Origin of the sequence: Gloeothece verrucosa PCC 7822 (assembly GCF_000147335.1) — a bacterium.
GTDB classification, from domain to species: Bacteria; Cyanobacteriota; Cyanobacteriia; order Cyanobacteriales; family Microcystaceae; genus Gloeothece; species Gloeothece verrucosa.
In genome coordinates, this window is the sequence record NC_014501.1 from 4,134,549 (window position 1) to 4,151,323 (window position 16,775).

17 protein-coding genes are annotated in these 16,775 nt (G+C 39.9%); 9 read left to right on the top strand and 8 right to left on the bottom strand.

Going from position 1 to position 16,775, the window contains the following annotated elements:
* The first annotated feature begins 92 nt into the window (after positions 1-92).
* The 3 genes from CYAN7822_RS18275 to CYAN7822_RS18285 all read left to right on the top strand — a co-directional run bounded on the left by CYAN7822_RS18275 (position 93) and on the right by CYAN7822_RS18285 (position 2,792).
* The gene (locus tag CYAN7822_RS18275; RefSeq protein WP_013323739.1) at positions 93-608 is read left to right on the top strand and encodes a hypothetical protein; all 516 of its coding nucleotides are present in this window, start codon (positions 93-95) and stop codon (positions 606-608) included.
* A 250-nt stretch (positions 609-858) separates the two neighbouring features.
* The gene (locus CYAN7822_RS18280; protein WP_013323740.1) at positions 859-1,992 is read left to right on the top strand and encodes a branched-chain amino acid ABC transporter permease; all 1,134 of its coding nucleotides are present in this window, start codon (positions 859-861) and stop codon (positions 1,990-1,992) included.
* Positions 1,993-2,009: 17 nt separating this feature from the next.
* Positions 2,010-2,792, top strand: a complete 783-nt coding sequence (locus CYAN7822_RS18285) for an ABC transporter ATP-binding protein (RefSeq protein WP_013323741.1) — start codon at positions 2,010-2,012, stop codon at positions 2,790-2,792.
* 60 nt (positions 2,793-2,852) lie between these two features.
* Here the strand turns inward: CYAN7822_RS18285 and CYAN7822_RS18290 are convergent, their stop codons facing one another.
* Both CYAN7822_RS18290 and CYAN7822_RS18295 read right to left on the bottom strand, forming a co-directional pair.
* On the bottom strand, positions 2,853-4,082 hold the full coding sequence (locus CYAN7822_RS18290) for a glycosyltransferase (RefSeq protein ID WP_013323742.1): 1,230 nt from the start codon (positions 4,080-4,082) through the stop codon (positions 2,853-2,855).
* An 81-nt stretch (positions 4,083-4,163) separates the two neighbouring features.
* Positions 4,164-5,156 carry a formylglycine-generating enzyme family protein gene (locus CYAN7822_RS18295; RefSeq protein WP_013323743.1) on the bottom strand — a complete coding sequence of 331 codons (993 nt, stop codon included), beginning with the start codon at positions 5,154-5,156 and terminating at the stop codon, positions 4,164-4,166.
* A 339-nt stretch (positions 5,157-5,495) separates the two neighbouring features.
* Between CYAN7822_RS18295 and CYAN7822_RS18300 the strand changes: the two genes are divergently transcribed.
* The 6 genes from CYAN7822_RS18300 to surE all read left to right on the top strand — a co-directional run bounded on the left by CYAN7822_RS18300 (position 5,496) and on the right by surE (position 12,271).
* On the top strand, positions 5,496-6,563 hold the full coding sequence (locus CYAN7822_RS18300) for an ArnT family glycosyltransferase (protein WP_013323744.1): 1,068 nt from the start codon (positions 5,496-5,498) through the stop codon (positions 6,561-6,563).
* Between the two features lie 40 nt (positions 6,564-6,603).
* Complete coding sequence (locus CYAN7822_RS34670) at positions 6,604-7,083, top strand: hypothetical protein (RefSeq protein ID WP_013323745.1); 480 nt, start codon at positions 6,604-6,606, stop codon at positions 7,081-7,083.
* Between the two features lie 46 nt (positions 7,084-7,129).
* Positions 7,130-8,482, top strand: a complete 1,353-nt coding sequence (locus CYAN7822_RS18310; RefSeq protein WP_013323746.1) for an ArnT family glycosyltransferase — start codon at positions 7,130-7,132, stop codon at positions 8,480-8,482.
* A gap of 29 nt (positions 8,483-8,511) precedes the next feature.
* On the top strand, positions 8,512-9,933 hold the full coding sequence (locus CYAN7822_RS18315; protein WP_013323747.1) for a DUF2079 domain-containing protein: 1,422 nt from the start codon (positions 8,512-8,514) through the stop codon (positions 9,931-9,933).
* Between the two features lie 85 nt (positions 9,934-10,018).
* Positions 10,019-11,494: a DUF2252 domain-containing protein gene (locus tag CYAN7822_RS18320; RefSeq protein WP_013323748.1), complete on the top strand. Its 1,476-nt coding sequence runs from the start codon at positions 10,019-10,021 to the stop codon at positions 11,492-11,494.
* 93 nt (positions 11,495-11,587) lie between these two features.
* Positions 11,588-12,271 carry a 5'/3'-nucleotidase SurE gene (gene surE / locus CYAN7822_RS18325; RefSeq protein WP_013323749.1) on the top strand — a complete coding sequence of 228 codons (684 nt, stop codon included), beginning with the start codon at positions 11,588-11,590 and terminating at the stop codon, positions 12,269-12,271.
* A 45-nt stretch (positions 12,272-12,316) separates the two neighbouring features.
* Here the strand turns inward: surE and CYAN7822_RS18330 are convergent, their stop codons facing one another.
* The 6 genes from CYAN7822_RS18330 to CYAN7822_RS40200 all read right to left on the bottom strand — a co-directional run bounded on the left by CYAN7822_RS18330 (position 12,317) and on the right by CYAN7822_RS40200 (position 16,771).
* Positions 12,317-12,670: a hypothetical protein gene (locus tag CYAN7822_RS18330; RefSeq protein WP_013323750.1), complete on the bottom strand. Its 354-nt coding sequence runs from the start codon at positions 12,668-12,670 to the stop codon at positions 12,317-12,319.
* A gap of 104 nt (positions 12,671-12,774) precedes the next feature.
* Positions 12,775-13,971: a DNA double-strand break repair nuclease NurA gene (locus CYAN7822_RS18335; RefSeq protein ID WP_013323751.1), complete on the bottom strand. Its 1,197-nt coding sequence runs from the start codon at positions 13,969-13,971 to the stop codon at positions 12,775-12,777.
* A 51-nt stretch (positions 13,972-14,022) separates the two neighbouring features.
* Positions 14,023-15,168, bottom strand: a complete 1,146-nt coding sequence (rsgA, locus tag CYAN7822_RS18340; protein WP_013323752.1) for a small ribosomal subunit biogenesis GTPase RsgA — start codon at positions 15,166-15,168, stop codon at positions 14,023-14,025.
* Between the two features lie 4 nt (positions 15,169-15,172).
* Positions 15,173-15,430, bottom strand: coding sequence for a sulfurtransferase TusA family protein (locus tag CYAN7822_RS18345; RefSeq protein WP_013323753.1), 258 nt, complete (start codon positions 15,428-15,430; stop codon positions 15,173-15,175).
* A complete protein-coding gene (gene dnaJ, locus CYAN7822_RS18350) occupies positions 15,427-16,554 on the bottom strand; it encodes a molecular chaperone DnaJ (protein ID WP_013323754.1) in 1,128 nt (375 codons plus the stop codon). Before dnaJ ends, CYAN7822_RS18345 begins: the two co-directional genes overlap by 4 nt.
* A gap of 82 nt (positions 16,555-16,636) precedes the next feature.
* Positions 16,637-16,771 (bottom strand): hypothetical protein, encoded by a 135-nt coding sequence (locus CYAN7822_RS40200; protein WP_280988800.1) that lies wholly within the window; start codon positions 16,769-16,771, stop codon positions 16,637-16,639.
* Positions 16,772-16,775: the final 4 nt, after the last annotated feature.

Here is a 16,775-nt window from a genome sequence, read left to right on the forward strand (position 1 = left end):
CCAAAGTATGATATAGAGGACTAAAGAATTAAGGTAAAAATAGAAAAGAGTAGGAGAAAAGCCTGCCATAGTAATCATCAAGAGGGAAAACCATGAATCATAGACTGCGTAATATCTTAGCTGGTGCTGGAATCGTTACAGTGGGGGCAATCGGGACTAAATTAGCGGCTGATTATTTTCGTAACCGAGGCAAAGAACAAGTGGTAGACTCTCACCAAGGAGATGCCCAAGCGACCTCAGCCGATGAAGTGGCCTATGCCACAGTAGAACAATCTTCAGTACAAAACTTTCTCGATCAAAGCTTTGGCGAACCCGGGCGCTACGTTCCCAACCGACCGCCAAAAGTATTTGACTATCAGGGAAAACAATATATGGTCATTTGGGCGCAGGATAATAAACACAATAAAAATCAGATGTTAGGGTTTATATATAACGATGAAGGTCAACGGAAAATGTTGGCCAGTGTAGGCTATACCCCACAACAAACTGATTACAATATCAATTTATCCTCAACGCCTTTTGCGGTAGAAGTCAATGGAAAAAAACTCACACAAGGTCAAGGACAAACCCAAGGCGCAAATGAAGTAGATTTTGTCTTGGCCCACTAATTAAGTAGTCGGACATAAATAAAGTTAACTGTGAGATTGGGGAATGGGGAAGGGGGAAAGGACAATGGGTAAGAGTTCGGATAGTTTTACATTTCACGGGTACAGAGTGCTTTATTTATGTCCAGGTACTTAGAAAGTCGGGAGTAGAAAATGGGGAAAGGGGGAAGACTAATGACTAATGACTAATGACTATGATTAGGGTAAAATCAAATCGCCCCCTTCCTGTAGTCTGATGGATTTAAAACATTAAATGGTTGAGTATCTTGTCACTCTGATTAACTCTGCTGCGATTTATAGCTTATTTGCTCTAGGATTAAATTTACAGTGGGGCTTTAGCGGCTTAATTAACTTTGGTCATGTAGCCTTCATGACCTTGGGAGCTTATGCGACGGCCCAATTAAGCTTATTAGGAGTACCGATTATTATTGCTGTGGCTGTTGGCCTAGTGCTGGCGGCAATACTGGGTCTTTTAATTGGGTCTTCTACCTTACGATTAAGAGAAGATTACTTAGCCATTGTAACCATTGGCGTATCAGAATTACTGCGTCTGGTAGTCAACAATGAAAAATGGCTCACTGATTCTGGACAATGGAGAGAGGGATCTTTTGGCATTCAGCGTTATCCCTTACCGATGAACTTTGAACCCAATTCTGTCTCTAAGCTAGTGATGATCGCTATCTTAACCTTACTGGCAGTTTGGGCAGAGTGGCAACTGTGGCGAGCTTTATCAAGTCAGTGGCGATCATATCAAGAAATTAGAGATAAAAGCTATCAACCGACAAAACCTATCAGTCTGATTATTTGGGGAATAATTGCCACCGGTTTAATGGTGGTGGTTTATGTCAATGGGGTGATCGCTTTATCGAATTATCGCTATCAAGCCGGCTTAATGTTATTAATTTTGCTGGTGTTAGCCGCCACCTATTGGGGATTAGAATTTTTAGTCCGCTCGCCTTGGGGAAGGGTATTAAAAGCGATCCGAGAAGATGAACAAGTGCCAAAAGCCTTGGGAAAAAATGTTTTTTGGTATAAATTACAGGCATTAATGTTAGGGGGAGCCATTGCCGGTTTAGCGGGGGCATTTTTTGCCTGGCAGATCACCACGATTTATCCGACTAATTTTGAACCGTTATTAACGTTTTATGCTTGGATTATCGTTGTTTTAGGAGGGGCAGGAACTAATGCAGGCACCCTACTAGGCGCGATTATTTTTTGGGCTTATGATTCTATCACGCGCTTTGTATTGCCGCACATCGGAAATTTTGATAGTTCTCAAGAAGGCGCATTTCGCATTATGGTTATTGGTTTAATTTTGATGGTGCTGATGATTTGGCGACCTCAAGGTATCCTAGGTAAAAAAGAAGAATTAACCTTAAATCGATAGTTTCAACTTAATTTTAAATGGAAGTTACTGAGTCTCGGTCTACAACCCCTATCCTTTCCGCCCAAGGATTATGTAAACACTTTGGGGGAATTCGGGCGGTGAATAATGCGCGAATAGAAGTCCAACAAGGGAGTATTACGGGGTTAATTGGCCCTAATGGTGCGGGAAAAACCACTTTATTTAACTTATTATCTAATTTTATTCGTCCCGATGCCGGACAAGTAATTTTTGATCAGCATCCTATTCATACTTTATTACCTCATCAAATTGCGCTGTTAGGATGCGTGCGGACTTTTCAAGTGGCGCGAGTTCTTTCTCGGTTATCGGTTTTAGAAAATATGTTATTAGCCACCCAAAAACAGACGGGAGAGAATTTTATGCAGCTTTGGCTTAAATCAAAACAAGTCCGACAAGAAGAACGAGAAAATCGAGAAAAAGCGATGGCTATTTTAGACTCCGTTGGATTAGCCGCCAAAGCTTATGACTATGCGGGGGCTTTATCGGGAGGACAACGAAAGTTATTAGAAATGGCTAGGGCTTTAATGACTCATCCCAAATTAATTTTACTCGATGAGCCAGCCGCCGGGGTTAATCCTACTCTCATTGGTCAAATTTGTGAACATATTTTGACGTGGAATAAAGAGGGCATTTCTTTTTTAATTATTGAACATAATATGGATGTGATTATGTCTTTATGTCATCATGTTTGGGTGTTAGCTGAAGGCACGAATCTAGCTAATGGAACTCCCGAAGAAATTCAGCAAAATTCAGAAGTTTTAGAAGCGTATTTAGGGGAATAATCGAGTCAGTCGGGGCGCAACGCTTACGCCCACACTTCATCAGTCATCAGTTTTTTCCTGTTATTTAACTTCAGTAACTCGCCAACTGAGCTTAAGGTTTACCCAGAAATTCCAGAGGGTCACAAGACCGATGGCAAGGAAATTAGCCAGATAGCGGTTAATTCCAAAAACATTAAACAGCAGATTTAACAGGAGAACATTCAACACTAAACCGGCTAAACAAATAACATTAAATTTGAGGAGCCGCTTTAACCGTTTACCCCATCCTCTTTGCTGACTGGAAAGATCTCCAAAAGTCCAACGGTCATTCCACAAAAAATTATTAATAATGGCCACTTCGGCAGCAATAATTTTACTGCGAGTCAATCCCCATCCTAGGGCAGAAGGATCGCTAAGGAGATAAAATAGGCTCATATCCACAAAAACCCCACTCAACCCCACTAACCCAAAGCGAACAAAACGACCAACGGGAAAATTAAACCGTTGTGTGAGTTTTTCAATTCTTCCCCGAGAACGTAAGCGCAACAAATGCAATATATACTCTAGATATTGCTTCCAAGTGACTTTACTTTCTCCCTCTTGTCTTTCCTGAAAAACATAACCCGCTTCGGCAATGTTTTCAATATTTCCGCGCCCAATAACTTCTAAGAGAATTTTATATCCTAAAGGGTTTAAAATAGGACCAGCAATAGAGGAGCGGCGTACCATAAAATAGCCACTCATGGGATCACTAACCCGTCCTACTACACGAGGTAAAATAATTAATCCTAACAGTTGGGCCCCTCGAGACAAAAACCGTCTGAGAATACTCCATTCACTGACTCCCCCTCCCTCAACGTGACGACTAGCTACCGCTAAATCTGCCCCTTGTTGAATCTTATTTAACAGTTTTAATAAAATTTCGGGAGGATGCTGAAGATCTGCGTCTATTACCCCTAAAATGTCTCCTCTAGCCGCTTGCCATCCCCGAATGACAGCCGAAGAAAGCCCTTTTTCATTTTGGCGGCGCATCACTTGCACTTGAGGGTAAGTCTGAGTCAGAGTCTGGGCAACTTCCCAGGTGCGATCAGGACTATTATCATCCACAATTATTAATTCATAATTGTTAGACAAGACAGGATCAAGGATGCGAGTTAATAAAACAATCAGATCTTTAATATTGCGGCTTTCGTTGTAGGTGGGGATAATTAAAGAAAATTGAACCCGAGTCTGGTTATCAGGGGGACAAGCCGGTATGGTCAAAGAACCATGAGGTGTTTTTATGAGCGTTTTTGTCGGAAGAAGTGTCATTATTACTATTTCTCATCAAGTTTTTTCAGCTAAGACCTCTCAAAGGGCTTAACAAGTTTCCTGGTATTAAAAAAGCTTTACCTAAGCGGGAATAACCACCACGCGAAACCCGATGGTACTGTACTTGTTATCGGGACCGAAACGGGTACGCTGGGCTGATCGACATTGCCTTGCTTCGGTAGCCCAACCCCCTCCTCGTAAAATGCGATAACGGTTATCTTTTGCGTTGTCTGAAAGCCAAACACTATCATCAGTGGGGGCCCCGTCATAGTTTTTATGCCAGGGATCTGCACACCATTCATACACACCGCCATGAAGATCGTAGAGTCCAAAATTATTGGGGGGAAAACTTCCGACTCGAGTGGTACTTTTGCGAAATTCTCCTGTAGCTTCAACGGCATAAGGCCCTTCAGAGGCTAAATAATTAGCCACTTGACCGGTAATAGTCGGCCCGAAATAAAAAGGGGTTGTAGTTCCCCCACGACAAGCATATTCCCACTGGGCTTCACTCGGTAGCTGATATTTTTTGCCGCTATATTGAGTGAGTCGGGCGCAAAATTCCTGTGCCTCATACCAAGAGACTCGCTCGACGGGTAAGTCATCTCCTTTAAAATGAGAAGGATCTGGGTTTAAGTCGCGCTCAATTTTAGGCAGAGAAGCGATCACTCTCCATTGTGCCTGGGTAATGGGATATTTTCCTATATAAAACGAGTTAACGCTGACGCTATGCTGCGGTTTATCACTATCGGTATAGCTGGATTTTTCGCCTTCTGCTGCTCCCATCAAAAACGTACCACTCGGGATAACTATCATTTCTAAAGCGATCCCTTGAGAGAGATTTTCGAGAAAATATTGGGCTTGTTTTTGAGGGCGGCTGATAATTTGACCGCCTGGATCTAGGGTGATAGTTTCAAAATTGGTAGCAATGGGTTCTATTGTTTTGGCTGTTGTAGCGTTTAAACTCAGCAATTGAGAGTCAGTTATAGAACTTTCTTGTTCTGATGGGGGGTTTTTGGAAGCAGCCCTATTTAATCGACTTGTGCCTAAAGCACTGATGGCTAGTCCGCTCCCCATAAAACTTACTATTTTTAATAAGTGCCTTCGAGTTAAACTCTTAAGCTGATATTTTTTGCTGTTACTCACTCCTACACCTTCACTCGTTTTAAGTTTGACTGTTTACTTAATGGGGTCTAACTATCTGGACATCAATAAAGCACTCTGTGTTAAAAAATGTAAAACAGTTGAAAGCCTGTGCTGTTCCCTGTTCCCAGATACGGTGTTCCTTACTCACACAGTTAACTATTATTTTGTCCAGGTACATAGGATAACATTTTTGAGAGATTTATTCAAATTTTCTTGACAAATGTGTATTTGTATGGGTAAATGCTATCAATTAAATACTGACTAGATTTAATGATGACTTCTATTTATAAATATTTTAAAAGTAATCCTCTGACGGCCTTATTACTAATTTTGTTCCTGGGGGCTTTTTTAAGATTATTCTTATTAGGAGCAATCCCCAATGGTTTTTTTGTAGATGAGGCTTCTAAAGGCTATGATGCTTACTCAATTATTCATACTTTGCGGGATCGTTATGGGGCGTTTATGCCTCTTTTTCTGCGGTCTTTTGATGATTATCGAGAAGCGGTTTATGTTTATTTAACCATTCCTGTTATTCAACTATTTGGGCTGAGTGAATGGTCTTTTCGCTTGCCGTCTGCTCTGATTGGAATAACGACGATTGTTATTATTTATTATTTATCCCTAGAGCTTTTTGAACAAGATAGACGAGCCGCTTTCATGTCGGCTTTATTTTTAACCCTTAGTCCTTGGCATTTTCATTTTAGTAGAATTGGATTTAGAGCGATTTTACTTCCCTGTATATTTTCTCTGGCTTTGTTATTGTTCTTAAAAAGTTTTAAAAAAGAAAAATATTTAGTTTTAAGCGGCTTTTTCTTTGGCTTGAGCTTTTGGACTTATAGTTCAGCCAGAGTATTTGTGAGTATGTTTCTCATTGGCTTATGTATTTTATACTGGCAACATTTGTGGAAACACAAAGACAAAACGCTTCTGGCTATTTTATTATTTTCTTGTATTTATATTCCTCTATTAACTTTTTGGATGTCTCCTGAAGGAATGTCAAGGTTAAATCAAGTAGGATTACAAAATGAACCTTTAAAAATATTGGTCAACTTTTTCAGTTACTTCGATCCGAATTATCTATTTATTACCGGGGATAGTAATTTACGACATAATCCTTCTAATATAGGGCAATTATATTATTTTGAAATCATTACTGTACTGGCTGGACTGGTAGCCATTTTAATGAAAAAGGGACTAACGAGAAATATTTTTATTCTCTGGTTACTATGTTATCCTTTTCCAGCAGCCTTAACCGAACCGGGGTCATGCCATTCGCTCAATTGTAGGATGTGTTTTATTTGCTTTAATTTCGGGTTATGGCACGGTACAAATTATTAATCTTTTAGAACAAAAATTTAAGTCAGCCAACGTTTTTCCGGTGACTCTATCTCTGTTACTCGTTTCTATGTTAGCTATCCTAGTCAAGATTTACTTTATAGATTATGGATCTCACGTAACAAGAGAGTGGCAATACGGCATGAGAGAAGCTATTACTTATGCCAATAAGAGTCCTATTAATCATGTCATTATGAAACGAAAACCGGATTGGGTATTTGAAGATCATTCTTATGGCGTACTTGTTCCTTTTTATAGCAAATTTTCTCCTGAAGAATATCAAAAATTAAAGACTCATCCTTGGAATAGAACAGAAAAAGATCCAGATTATACATTAGGCAAGTTTACCTTAATGACGATTACTCCTGATAAAAAATTACCGGATCAGTCTTTATTTATCGTTTATCCTGATGAAAAACCTGTGGTCGGCGTACCGGGCTATAATGTCAAAGAAGTTCATACAGTCAAAGATTCTTTGGGTGGGGAACATTTTAAAATTTTTGAGGTCACTCGTGTAGATTAAGCTCTTTTAAGATTAATTTACTTAAAACTTTTATAAAATTATACCAATGTCAAAATCGCTGCCATCCTGGCTTAACAATTTAATTCCTTATCAAGATGCTATTTTCTCTGTCTTAATTACGCTTTTAGGTGCTGTCTTAAGAATTTATAATTATGATTCTTTCCCGCCGGATCATTGGACTGCTGATGAATATGCTTTTGCTTGGAGTGGGATGAGTTTAATTCAAGATCATGTCCCGACAGGTTGGTCTTGGTTAACTCCTACTGATGATTTTCCTACTATTTATTGGGAAGAAAAAGGCTCTCGTTATCGCATTGTAACTCCTTGGTTTGACCATCCTCCTTTATTTAGTTTACTGATTGGAATGACAGCTATATTAGGAGGAGCAAAAGAGTTTTTTGATTGTTCTTTAACTGTCATGCGAATTCCTTCTTTATGGATGGGAATTGTTAGCATTATTCTTTTTTATATTTTAGGTAAAAAACTCTTTAATACTCATGTTGCTGTTATCTCTTCATTGATTTTTGCCACTAACCCCAATACCGTGTATCTTTCCCGGTTAGCCATTAGTGAAAATCTTATTATATTTTTAAGCCTAGTTGTTACTCTTTTATTTTTAGAATACTATCAAACTTCTAAATCAGTCTATCTCTATAGTGCGGCAATTTTAGCGGGCATCACTCCTCTAGTGAAAGTAACAGGGATTTTCTTAGTGTGTTTTTTGATTGTTTTATTAATCTATCAAAAAAAATGGCTAGAATCTTTAATCGTTTTACTAATTGGGGCTGTGGGGTTTTCGTTATATTATTTATATGGTTGGATTTATGATTTTGAGTTGTTTAAAAAAATCATGGAAGAACAGACCAACCGTTTTGTGGATTTTGCCATTTTAAAATATCTCATTTTACCCTCTGTCTTTTTCGAAGATGGATGGTTATGTTTTAGTTGGTTGACGCTTATTCCGGTATTTAAATTAGGAGAAAAAATCAAGGCTCAAGTAATTGCTCTCCCTATTTTAATCTACTCATTACTTCTAGTGGCATCGGGAGCGCAAAGCCACTATTTTGCTTGGTATACTATCCCTTTTTATCCTTTTTTGTTTTTATCTCTTGGTCTATATTTAGAGGAATTTCGCAAACAACCCGATTTTTTCAATGCCAGTTTAATTTTTATATTTGTGGGGGTTTGGAGTATTCAGATGAATATAGGTAAATGGATTTTGTCCTCTAGTAAAGGGGAATATTATTTTATACTGGCTACTGGTGTGGTTTTATTGGTTTATTTTTTAGATGAAATCACCAAACACAAAACACGGCGCATCACAACTATAACCACTATAATGGCTTTTATTGCGCTTATGGTTGCCAATGTGAATGTGGTTTTCAATTATAAACCTTAGATAAACCATGAGAATGACCGTCTAAAAGTATGCAGACTAAATCCCTTGAACAAAAGTCTTCTATATCCCATACTTTAATCATTACAATTATTATCATCAGCAGCATTATTCTGTTTTTAGCCAGCAGTATCAGACACCTTTTATTTCAATCAAATGCTTTAGATTTAGGATGGTTTGACCAAGGTGTTTATCTCATTAGTCAAGGGAAGCCGCCTATTGTATCTTTTGTAGATTTTCATATTTTAGGAGATCATGCCGCTTTAATTTTTTATCCCATTGCCTTACTTTATAAAATTTATCCTACAGTATATTGGTTATTTGCTATCCAAGCGTTTGCGCTTTCTTTAGCGGCTTTACCCCTCTTTCAACTTGCCCTACAGTCAGGGTTAAAAGAAAAACAAGCTACCGCTTTAGCTATTGTTTACTTACTCTATCCCCTAATTTTTAACGTTAATTTATTTGATTTTCATGCCGAAGTTATTGCTGTACCGGCTATTTTTTTGGCAGTATTAGCCGCACGTTTGAATTATGTAGGCGGGTTTTGTGTCAGTATTATAATTATCCTCAGTTGTAAAGCTATTCTCGCTTTAACTGTGGCGGCAATGGGAATTTGGTTATTAATCTTTGAAAAAAAACGAACTTGTGGAACAATTGCTATTATTGCAGGGATAGCTTGGTTTTTAATTGCCACTGAAATTATTATTCCTTACTTTACCGGTACAGATGCGGCGGTACAAATGGCCGATGAACGATATAGTTATTTAGGCAACTCATTAGGAGAAATTGCTTTAAACTTATTGCTTAAACCTGGGTTAGTTTTAAGCAAACTATTTAGCCTCCCTAACTTAGAATATCTTATCTTACTTTTTATCCCTGTTATTTGGGGACTTTCACCCCGTTATTTAACTCCCCTTATTGCCGCCATTCCAGCTTTAGGATTAAATTTAATTACAGACTACGCGGCACAGAAAAATTTAACTCAACAATACTCTTTACCCATACTTCCTTTTTTGTTACTGGCTGTCATTACTACTTTAGCGCATGGCAAAGGATGGATCAAAAAACCCCGATGGATGATAGTCTGGGCCTTAGTAGGATTTCTCGCTTTAGCTAAATATGGTTACTTTGGCTCATTATACCTAAAATCCTTAGACACTTGGCAAGCCACCCGAGAAGCCATCACCCAAATAAAAACCCCTGGAGGTGTTTTAACCACGTCTCCCATTGCGCCTCATTTAACCCATCGTTCTTTAATTAAATTAGCTATCGCCGGTTCAGAGTCGTTACCATTAGACCAATTTGACTATATTTTACTCGATCAACGTCATCCCGGTTGGTCAAGTTCTCCAGAATTAGTGATGAATTTTGTTCGGCGGCTGCAACAAAACCCAAAATTTAAGTTAACCTATCAAAAAGACGAGATCTTTTTATTTCAACATTTATCCCACTAAAGCTAAAAAAATATAAACCTCTGCCGCCTTCTTTCAACAGTCTAGCTAAGATTATAAAATCTATCTAGTCTAACTTACTCAAACTATGAAAATACGCCACTTCATCTTATCCGCCTTTCATCTGTCCTTACACTTCCCCTTCGCTACCGCTAATTATCCTCTATCAAAAGGAGAAAAATTCAAACTCGGATTGATTTATATAGTTTTGATTCTCAGTTTAACTTGCATAGCCTTTCCTTGTCTAGCTGGAACTAATCGTTCGGAAAAAATTATTAATGAAATAACCACTAAAAATCAATTTTTACTAAAAAATAATCCAGATTTATTAACTTATAAATATTGTAAAATGTCCGAATCTAATTCACCTTTCCCTTTTTATCGAGCAACTAACTATTTATTTTGGGAAGACTTAGCGAATGATAGCAGATTGAAAAACTTTGGAAATTCTAAAACCCAAATATGGCTATCAGGAGACCTCCATCTTGAAAACTTGGGAACATTTAACAATAATTTAGAAGAAATTGTTTTTGATATTAATGATTTTGATGAATCTCTCATCGCCGACTATCAGTTAGATCTTTGGCGAATGGCCACAAGTATTATATTAGTGGCACGGGACAATAACTTATCAAAAGAAGAAGCCGCCAGTGTGGTTGATGCCTTTACAGAAACTTATCTAAATACTTTAGCCGCTTACCGGGGTAACGATGATGAACTCAAAACTTATTTTACTGAAGATAATACTGAGGGAATGATTAAAAAATTACTCAATAAAGCTCAGAAGCAAACCCGTCAACAAATGCTGGATAAATGGGTTGAAAATACCGAAGGAAAAGCCCAGTTTAAAGCAATAGATCAAAAACTAGAAAAATTAACCGTAAAAGAAGACGTTATTCAAAAAGCAATGGCGGCTTATGGAAAAACTCTTGTAGGTAAACTCAGTGATAATCCCAGCTATTTTAAGGTAAAATCTGTAGCCAAACGCTTAAATGCTGGTTTAGGGTCATTAGGAGTGCCTCGCTATTATGTATTAATTGAAGGAGAAACAAAAGCGTTAAATGATGATAGAATTTTAGATGTAAAATATCAATCCCGACCAACAGCTTATGAGTATTTAAGGCTTAAAGACCAAGAAAAATATGATGCGGCTTTTAAAAATGATGCTGAACGTCATGCGATTGCTTATCGGGCATTAGTTAAACATACTGATGATTATCTCGGCTGGCTGAAACTCTCTGATGGTTACTATTCAGTGAGAGAATTATCTCCTTACAAAAAAGCTCTTGATACAGAAAAGTTAAATGAAGGCTCTAGCTTTGAAGAAGTAGCTAAACAATGGGGTAAAATATTAGCGACAGATCACGCTAGTGCTGATAAAGATTTTGATGCGGGAATAATTCCTTATTCTTTCGATAAACAGGTGGATGAACAGACGAAGGATCATCATCAGGAATTTAGAGAGTTAGTTAAAAAAGTAGCTTTTGATTATGCAGATCAAGTGAAAGCAGATTATGATGTGTTTGTTAAAGCGTTAAAACCCAAAAATTGTCCTGAAAATTAAAATTTGGGTAGGCAGTGTCTAGAATAAACCCTTGCATAAATCGAATTTTACTCAATACAATCAATAAACAATTCATCAAAGGAGTGAACCCACGTGACAATTATTTTAACCAACGATGATGGTATAGACGCACCCGGAATACGTGCATTACAAAAGGCAGTAGAGGATAAAGGTAATATTATTCTCGTTGCGCCAAAAGAACAATATTCGGGTTGTGGACATCAAGTCAGTACCCTTAAACCGATTCATTTAGAAAAACGCTCTAAGAGCGAGTATGCTGTAGGAGGGACACCGGCAGATTGTACCCGTCTTGCTATTACTCAAATTGTTCCAGAAGTAAAATGGGTATTATCAGGCATTAATGCCGGGGGAAATTTAGGAATAGATGTGTATATATCGGGTACAGTGGCGGCAGTTAGGGAAGCGGCTATACATGGTATTCCCGGCATAGCGATTTCTCACTGGATTAAGCGCCCTTTAATGATAGATTGGGATATAGCAACTCAAAGGAGCGCAAGAGTATTAAAAGAATTATTTAATCGTCCTCTGCCGCCTAATAGTTTTTGGAATGTGAATTTACCTCATTTAGAACCGGGTTCACCCGAACCTGAAATCGTTTTTTGTCCTTTAGGAATTCGACCTTTACAAGTTAATTATCGAGTTGAGGGAGAGTTGTATTATTATCAGGGAGAATATGCCAAACGTGAACGGATTTCTGGGGATGATGTAGATACCTGTTTTTCGGGTAATATTTCAGTAACCTTGATTAGCCTTTAAACTAAAATGAGCTAGATCCAAGGCAAGTTAAGCTTGAAAAAATGCTTATAAACTCCCTTCATTGGCTATGGAGAAGTTGTAGTTGTAAAGTTCGGTTCCAGTTTTCTTGTTAATCACAACAACGCGACTCGTACCGCGATCATACATCACACGAACTTGTCTATCTTCAGCCATAAACATATTGCCGGAGGTTCTGCGAAGAGTCCCTCTAAAAGAAAATTCACCTTCTGTAATCTGAACGGCAATCTGATTAGCATTTTTGGGTGTCATGTTAGTCACTGGAGTTGGAGAGTTTGCCACTATCGTAGAAATCGGATCGACATTTTGGGCTTTTAAAGGTAGAACAGTCCCAACCGTGCTGATCAGGGTCAATGAAGCAATAATTAAAGATATTTTCATGGGTTTTTCTGGTTATAATGCACCTTGCCCAGATTATACTGGATGATGGCTGCTAGTTTTGTCTACATTATCTTAAAATCCCTCTTAAGATAGTTGTCAAATTTTCAGGCAATACTGCCGCGTTTGCGAGCTTCTTTATAAGAGGTTCCCACATTTCGCAAGCCGGCTTTGAGCATTTCTTGCTCTAGGAGGGCAAAAAAACGAACTCGATCGGCGGCTTTAACTACCGCATAGTTATGGGCCTCGGATAAAGAGATAGGATAGCCATAGCCTTTATAAACTTGAGCTAACATCAGACTCAACGCTTGATCCAATAAAGTCGAATCTTCAGCCACCCAGGCCGGCATTTCTACACGAGCAATTTCTGTACCCACATGGACATAGCAAAAATAAACCCGATGACATTCCTCATAACTATTGAGAATTCGCGCATGACTGCGCCATAAAGGCCCGCGTTGTCCAGGTTCTAATAAATACGCCCATAGTGTCACATCTCGCAGAGGGCTAACCACTTGACAGGGCATTTGAGCGTCGAGGAGATCAGAACAATTGACAATACAATTAGGGGTAGGATGGGGGCAAGCATTTAAGCGGAAAAAATTAAGGGCTTCTAAACTTCTTGAAGCACTGATATAACCGATCATAGGAATTTTAGCCGCCTGTAGCTGTGACCAAGCCGCTTGCATGGGGGGTAAAAGGCGATCGCGGGCATCATGGGGTAAGGTTTCCAGAAACCAATAGACTAATGACCCATCTACCAGTGCTAAATTGGGTTCCCTGTGAGGTCCAGGAGGGTTAACCCAGCCGCAAGCCATTTCGGCTAACATTTCACTTTCTAGCACCGTGCGGCGATATCCCATCCATTCTTCTACCCGAATACCCCATTGTTTAGCGACATAAATATCTTCAGATTTATAGTAAACTTCGGGCACACTATCGAGGAGAGGATGTAAATTTTGCCCATAATGAAGCATCACGCGCCCGATATTAATCAAATAACAGTAGGCAATTTCATGATGAGACGGGGAAATTTGAGAGCCATCGGTGGCAAAAACGCTATGACTGTAGGGAGCAGGAGTAATGGGGACGCGAGTATCGAGGGGTTCAACGGGGGTAGCGGTGGAAAAGATCAGACGATCGCGCCATTGTTCATGGAGTTCTATTAAATCTTGTTGTTTAGCATGAGTCTGTCGAATCAAAACTTGAGCGCGTTCTAACCTTTGACGACTCGCCGTCATTTCTCGTTGAAAATGTTGACTAATTCCGGGAATTTGGCTGGCTAACTTGGCTAAATCTAGCATAACTCCACATCTTTACATTTACTATTGCCTCTTGCCCGAGCTAACTTGGCTTTACCAATCGTCTTCTACATTATAAGCCTCTATCTCTTCTAAACTTTGATTTTCAAACTTTTGATGCAGACTTTGATGCTTTTTCCTTCTCGAGTCGCGGCGATATTTTTTACTCTCTAACTTCGGTTCATATTGCTCTTGGCCTGAATCTTTAATTTTTAACTTTAAATTTGACTCTTGATCAGGCAATTGTTTAACAGTTTCAGTAAAAGCGATCACTTCCTCTAAAAACTTCAAATAATACTCATATCGTTCCCAATCTCCCCTCACCAAACAATTCGGTTCATCTCGATGAAGACAATCATTAAACTGACAGTGAGCGTTTTCGAGCCGCTTTTTCGCTTCAGGAAAATAAAACGCCAACTCGGTTGGGTCACAATCTAAATCAGGTTGATTAAACCCAGGCGTATCTGCTAATAAGCCGCCGAGGGGCAACTGGAACAATTCTACATGGCGAGTGGTATGACGGCCTCGTTGCAGTTTTCCCGAGACTTGATTGACTCGTTGCTCAACATCAGGAATCAATTTATTAATCAGACTCGATTTTCCTACTCCTGAAGGTCCGGCTAAGATACTAATCTTACCTTTTAAACGCTTCAGCAATTGCTCTAAACCTGTATTTTTCGCCACACTAATCAACACCGGCTCATATCCCCATTGCTGTAGGCGTTCTTGCCATTGCTGCTGTTGGTGTGGGGTAATTAAATCGGCTTTATTGAGACACAGACAAATCTCTAGGGAGGTAGACTCAGCTTTGACTAAAAAGCGGCTTAACTGCCAAGGGTCTAGACTCGGTTCTTCTAGGGCAAATACTAAAACTATTTGCTCGGCATTAGCTACCGGCGGTCGTTGCAGTTCGGTTTTTCGCGGCAAGACTTGGGCGATCGCTCCTCGTCCATCAGCCAAGTCTATTTCTTCTATCAAGACCTGATCGCCTACCATGACTTTTTGCCCTATTTTTTTCAGGCGAGTACGACGGGTACAGAGTAGAAGGGGGTGAGTTTCCCCCCATTGGGATTTTTCTACTGCTGTGGTTAAATCTAAACGAACTTGATAGAAATTTGCCTGGACTGCTACCACTGTACCCAGCAGTCCGGCCGGGAGGGATGCTGGTTGAGTTTCCTCTGTCACAAAGGGATTGACCACTGGATTAACGACGTACTATCAGGGCATAAAATTCGGTTTTATCTTGGATCATTTCAATATGATAACCCTCCATAGTTAGACTTTCTGGCACTTGTTCAATGGGTTCTCCTGGGTCTAGCCAAACCTCTAACAGAGTCCCTGGCGGCATCTTTTCTAACTTGAGTTTTGTCCGTACAAAATTAATCGGACAAGGCGTTCCCCGTAAATCCAGTAGTGCAGTGGAAGCACTCATTGATGAGGGATCAAGATTTGTCTGGCTCATTTATGAAATAGCCCTCCTAAAAAGCCTTCTAATCCGCCTTTTCCATGACTATCCCCTTTGATTTTAGCCAGCTTTTCTAGTAACTCTCGTTCTTCAGGATTAATCCGAGTGGGAATAGACACATTAATGGTAATGAGATGATCTCCTCTAGCGACGGGGTTTCCGAGTTTGGGGACTCCTCGATTGGCCAAAGTTAACACCGTATTGGGTTGAGTTCCTGGTTCAATGGTTATTTCTTCAGGACCATCGACTGTATTTACCTTTAAACGGCAGCCGAGAATGGCCTGTAGGTAACTAATGGTAATTTCTGATTTGATATCAACGCCTTCTCGTTGAAATTCTTCATCAGTTTCTACACTTAAGTATACATATAAGTCTCCTGGCGGACCGCCTCGAACCCCGGCATCCCCTTCTCGAGAGACTCTTAGACGAGTTCCATTATCGACTCCGGCGGGCACTGTAATCTTGAGCTTTTTCGTTTCTTGCTTGCGTCCGGCACCGCCACAGGCTTCACATTTTTCTTCGATTACCTCACCTGAACCATTACAGGTAGGACAAACAGAAACTTGAGCAAAGGTTCCAAAGGGAGTCCGTGTGGCCCGGCGAACTTGGCCTGAACCGTTACAAGTTGAACAAGACCGAGCTCCTGTACCGGGTTTAGCACCTGTTCCCTGACAGATTTGACAGTTTTCTAAATGGCGAATGCGAATTTCCTTTTCACCGCCAAAGACGGCTTCTCGAAAACTGAGCTTAAAATCTAGTCTTAAGTCATCGCCTCGGGCTGGCCCTGTACGTCGTCTTGATGTCGTTCCGGTGCCCATACCTCCGAAACCACTAAAAATGGTTTCAAAAATATCAGCGATACCGCCCATATCTCCATAATCAAAACCTGCCCCTGCCCCTGAAGAAACCCCGGCTTCCCCAAATCGGTCATATCTGGCACGAGTTTCTGGTTCTGAAAGGATTTCGTAAGCGCGGTTAATTTCTTTAAAACGTTCTTCTGCTCCGGGTTCTTTGTTGACATCTGGATGGAATTTGCGAGCCAAACGACGGTAAGCGCGTTTTATCTCATCTTTATCGGCATCTCGAGAAACACCGAGTATTTCGTAATAATCACCTGGCATGGTTATTGATACAGTGCTATTTTTATTTTCTCTAACTTTGGTCAGATGGGATTTAGTTTATTGTAGCTCTTTCAACAACGAACTATAAAGTAGACGAGACCGGAAAAACCGTAGCCGCGTCTGGATAGCCTTCCCCAAAACGAGAGCGCGCGAGATTTTTAGGGTGTTTTTCGGGGGAGCGTTCCCGACGGGTTCCTTTGATGTTAGGTGGTTCCACAAGA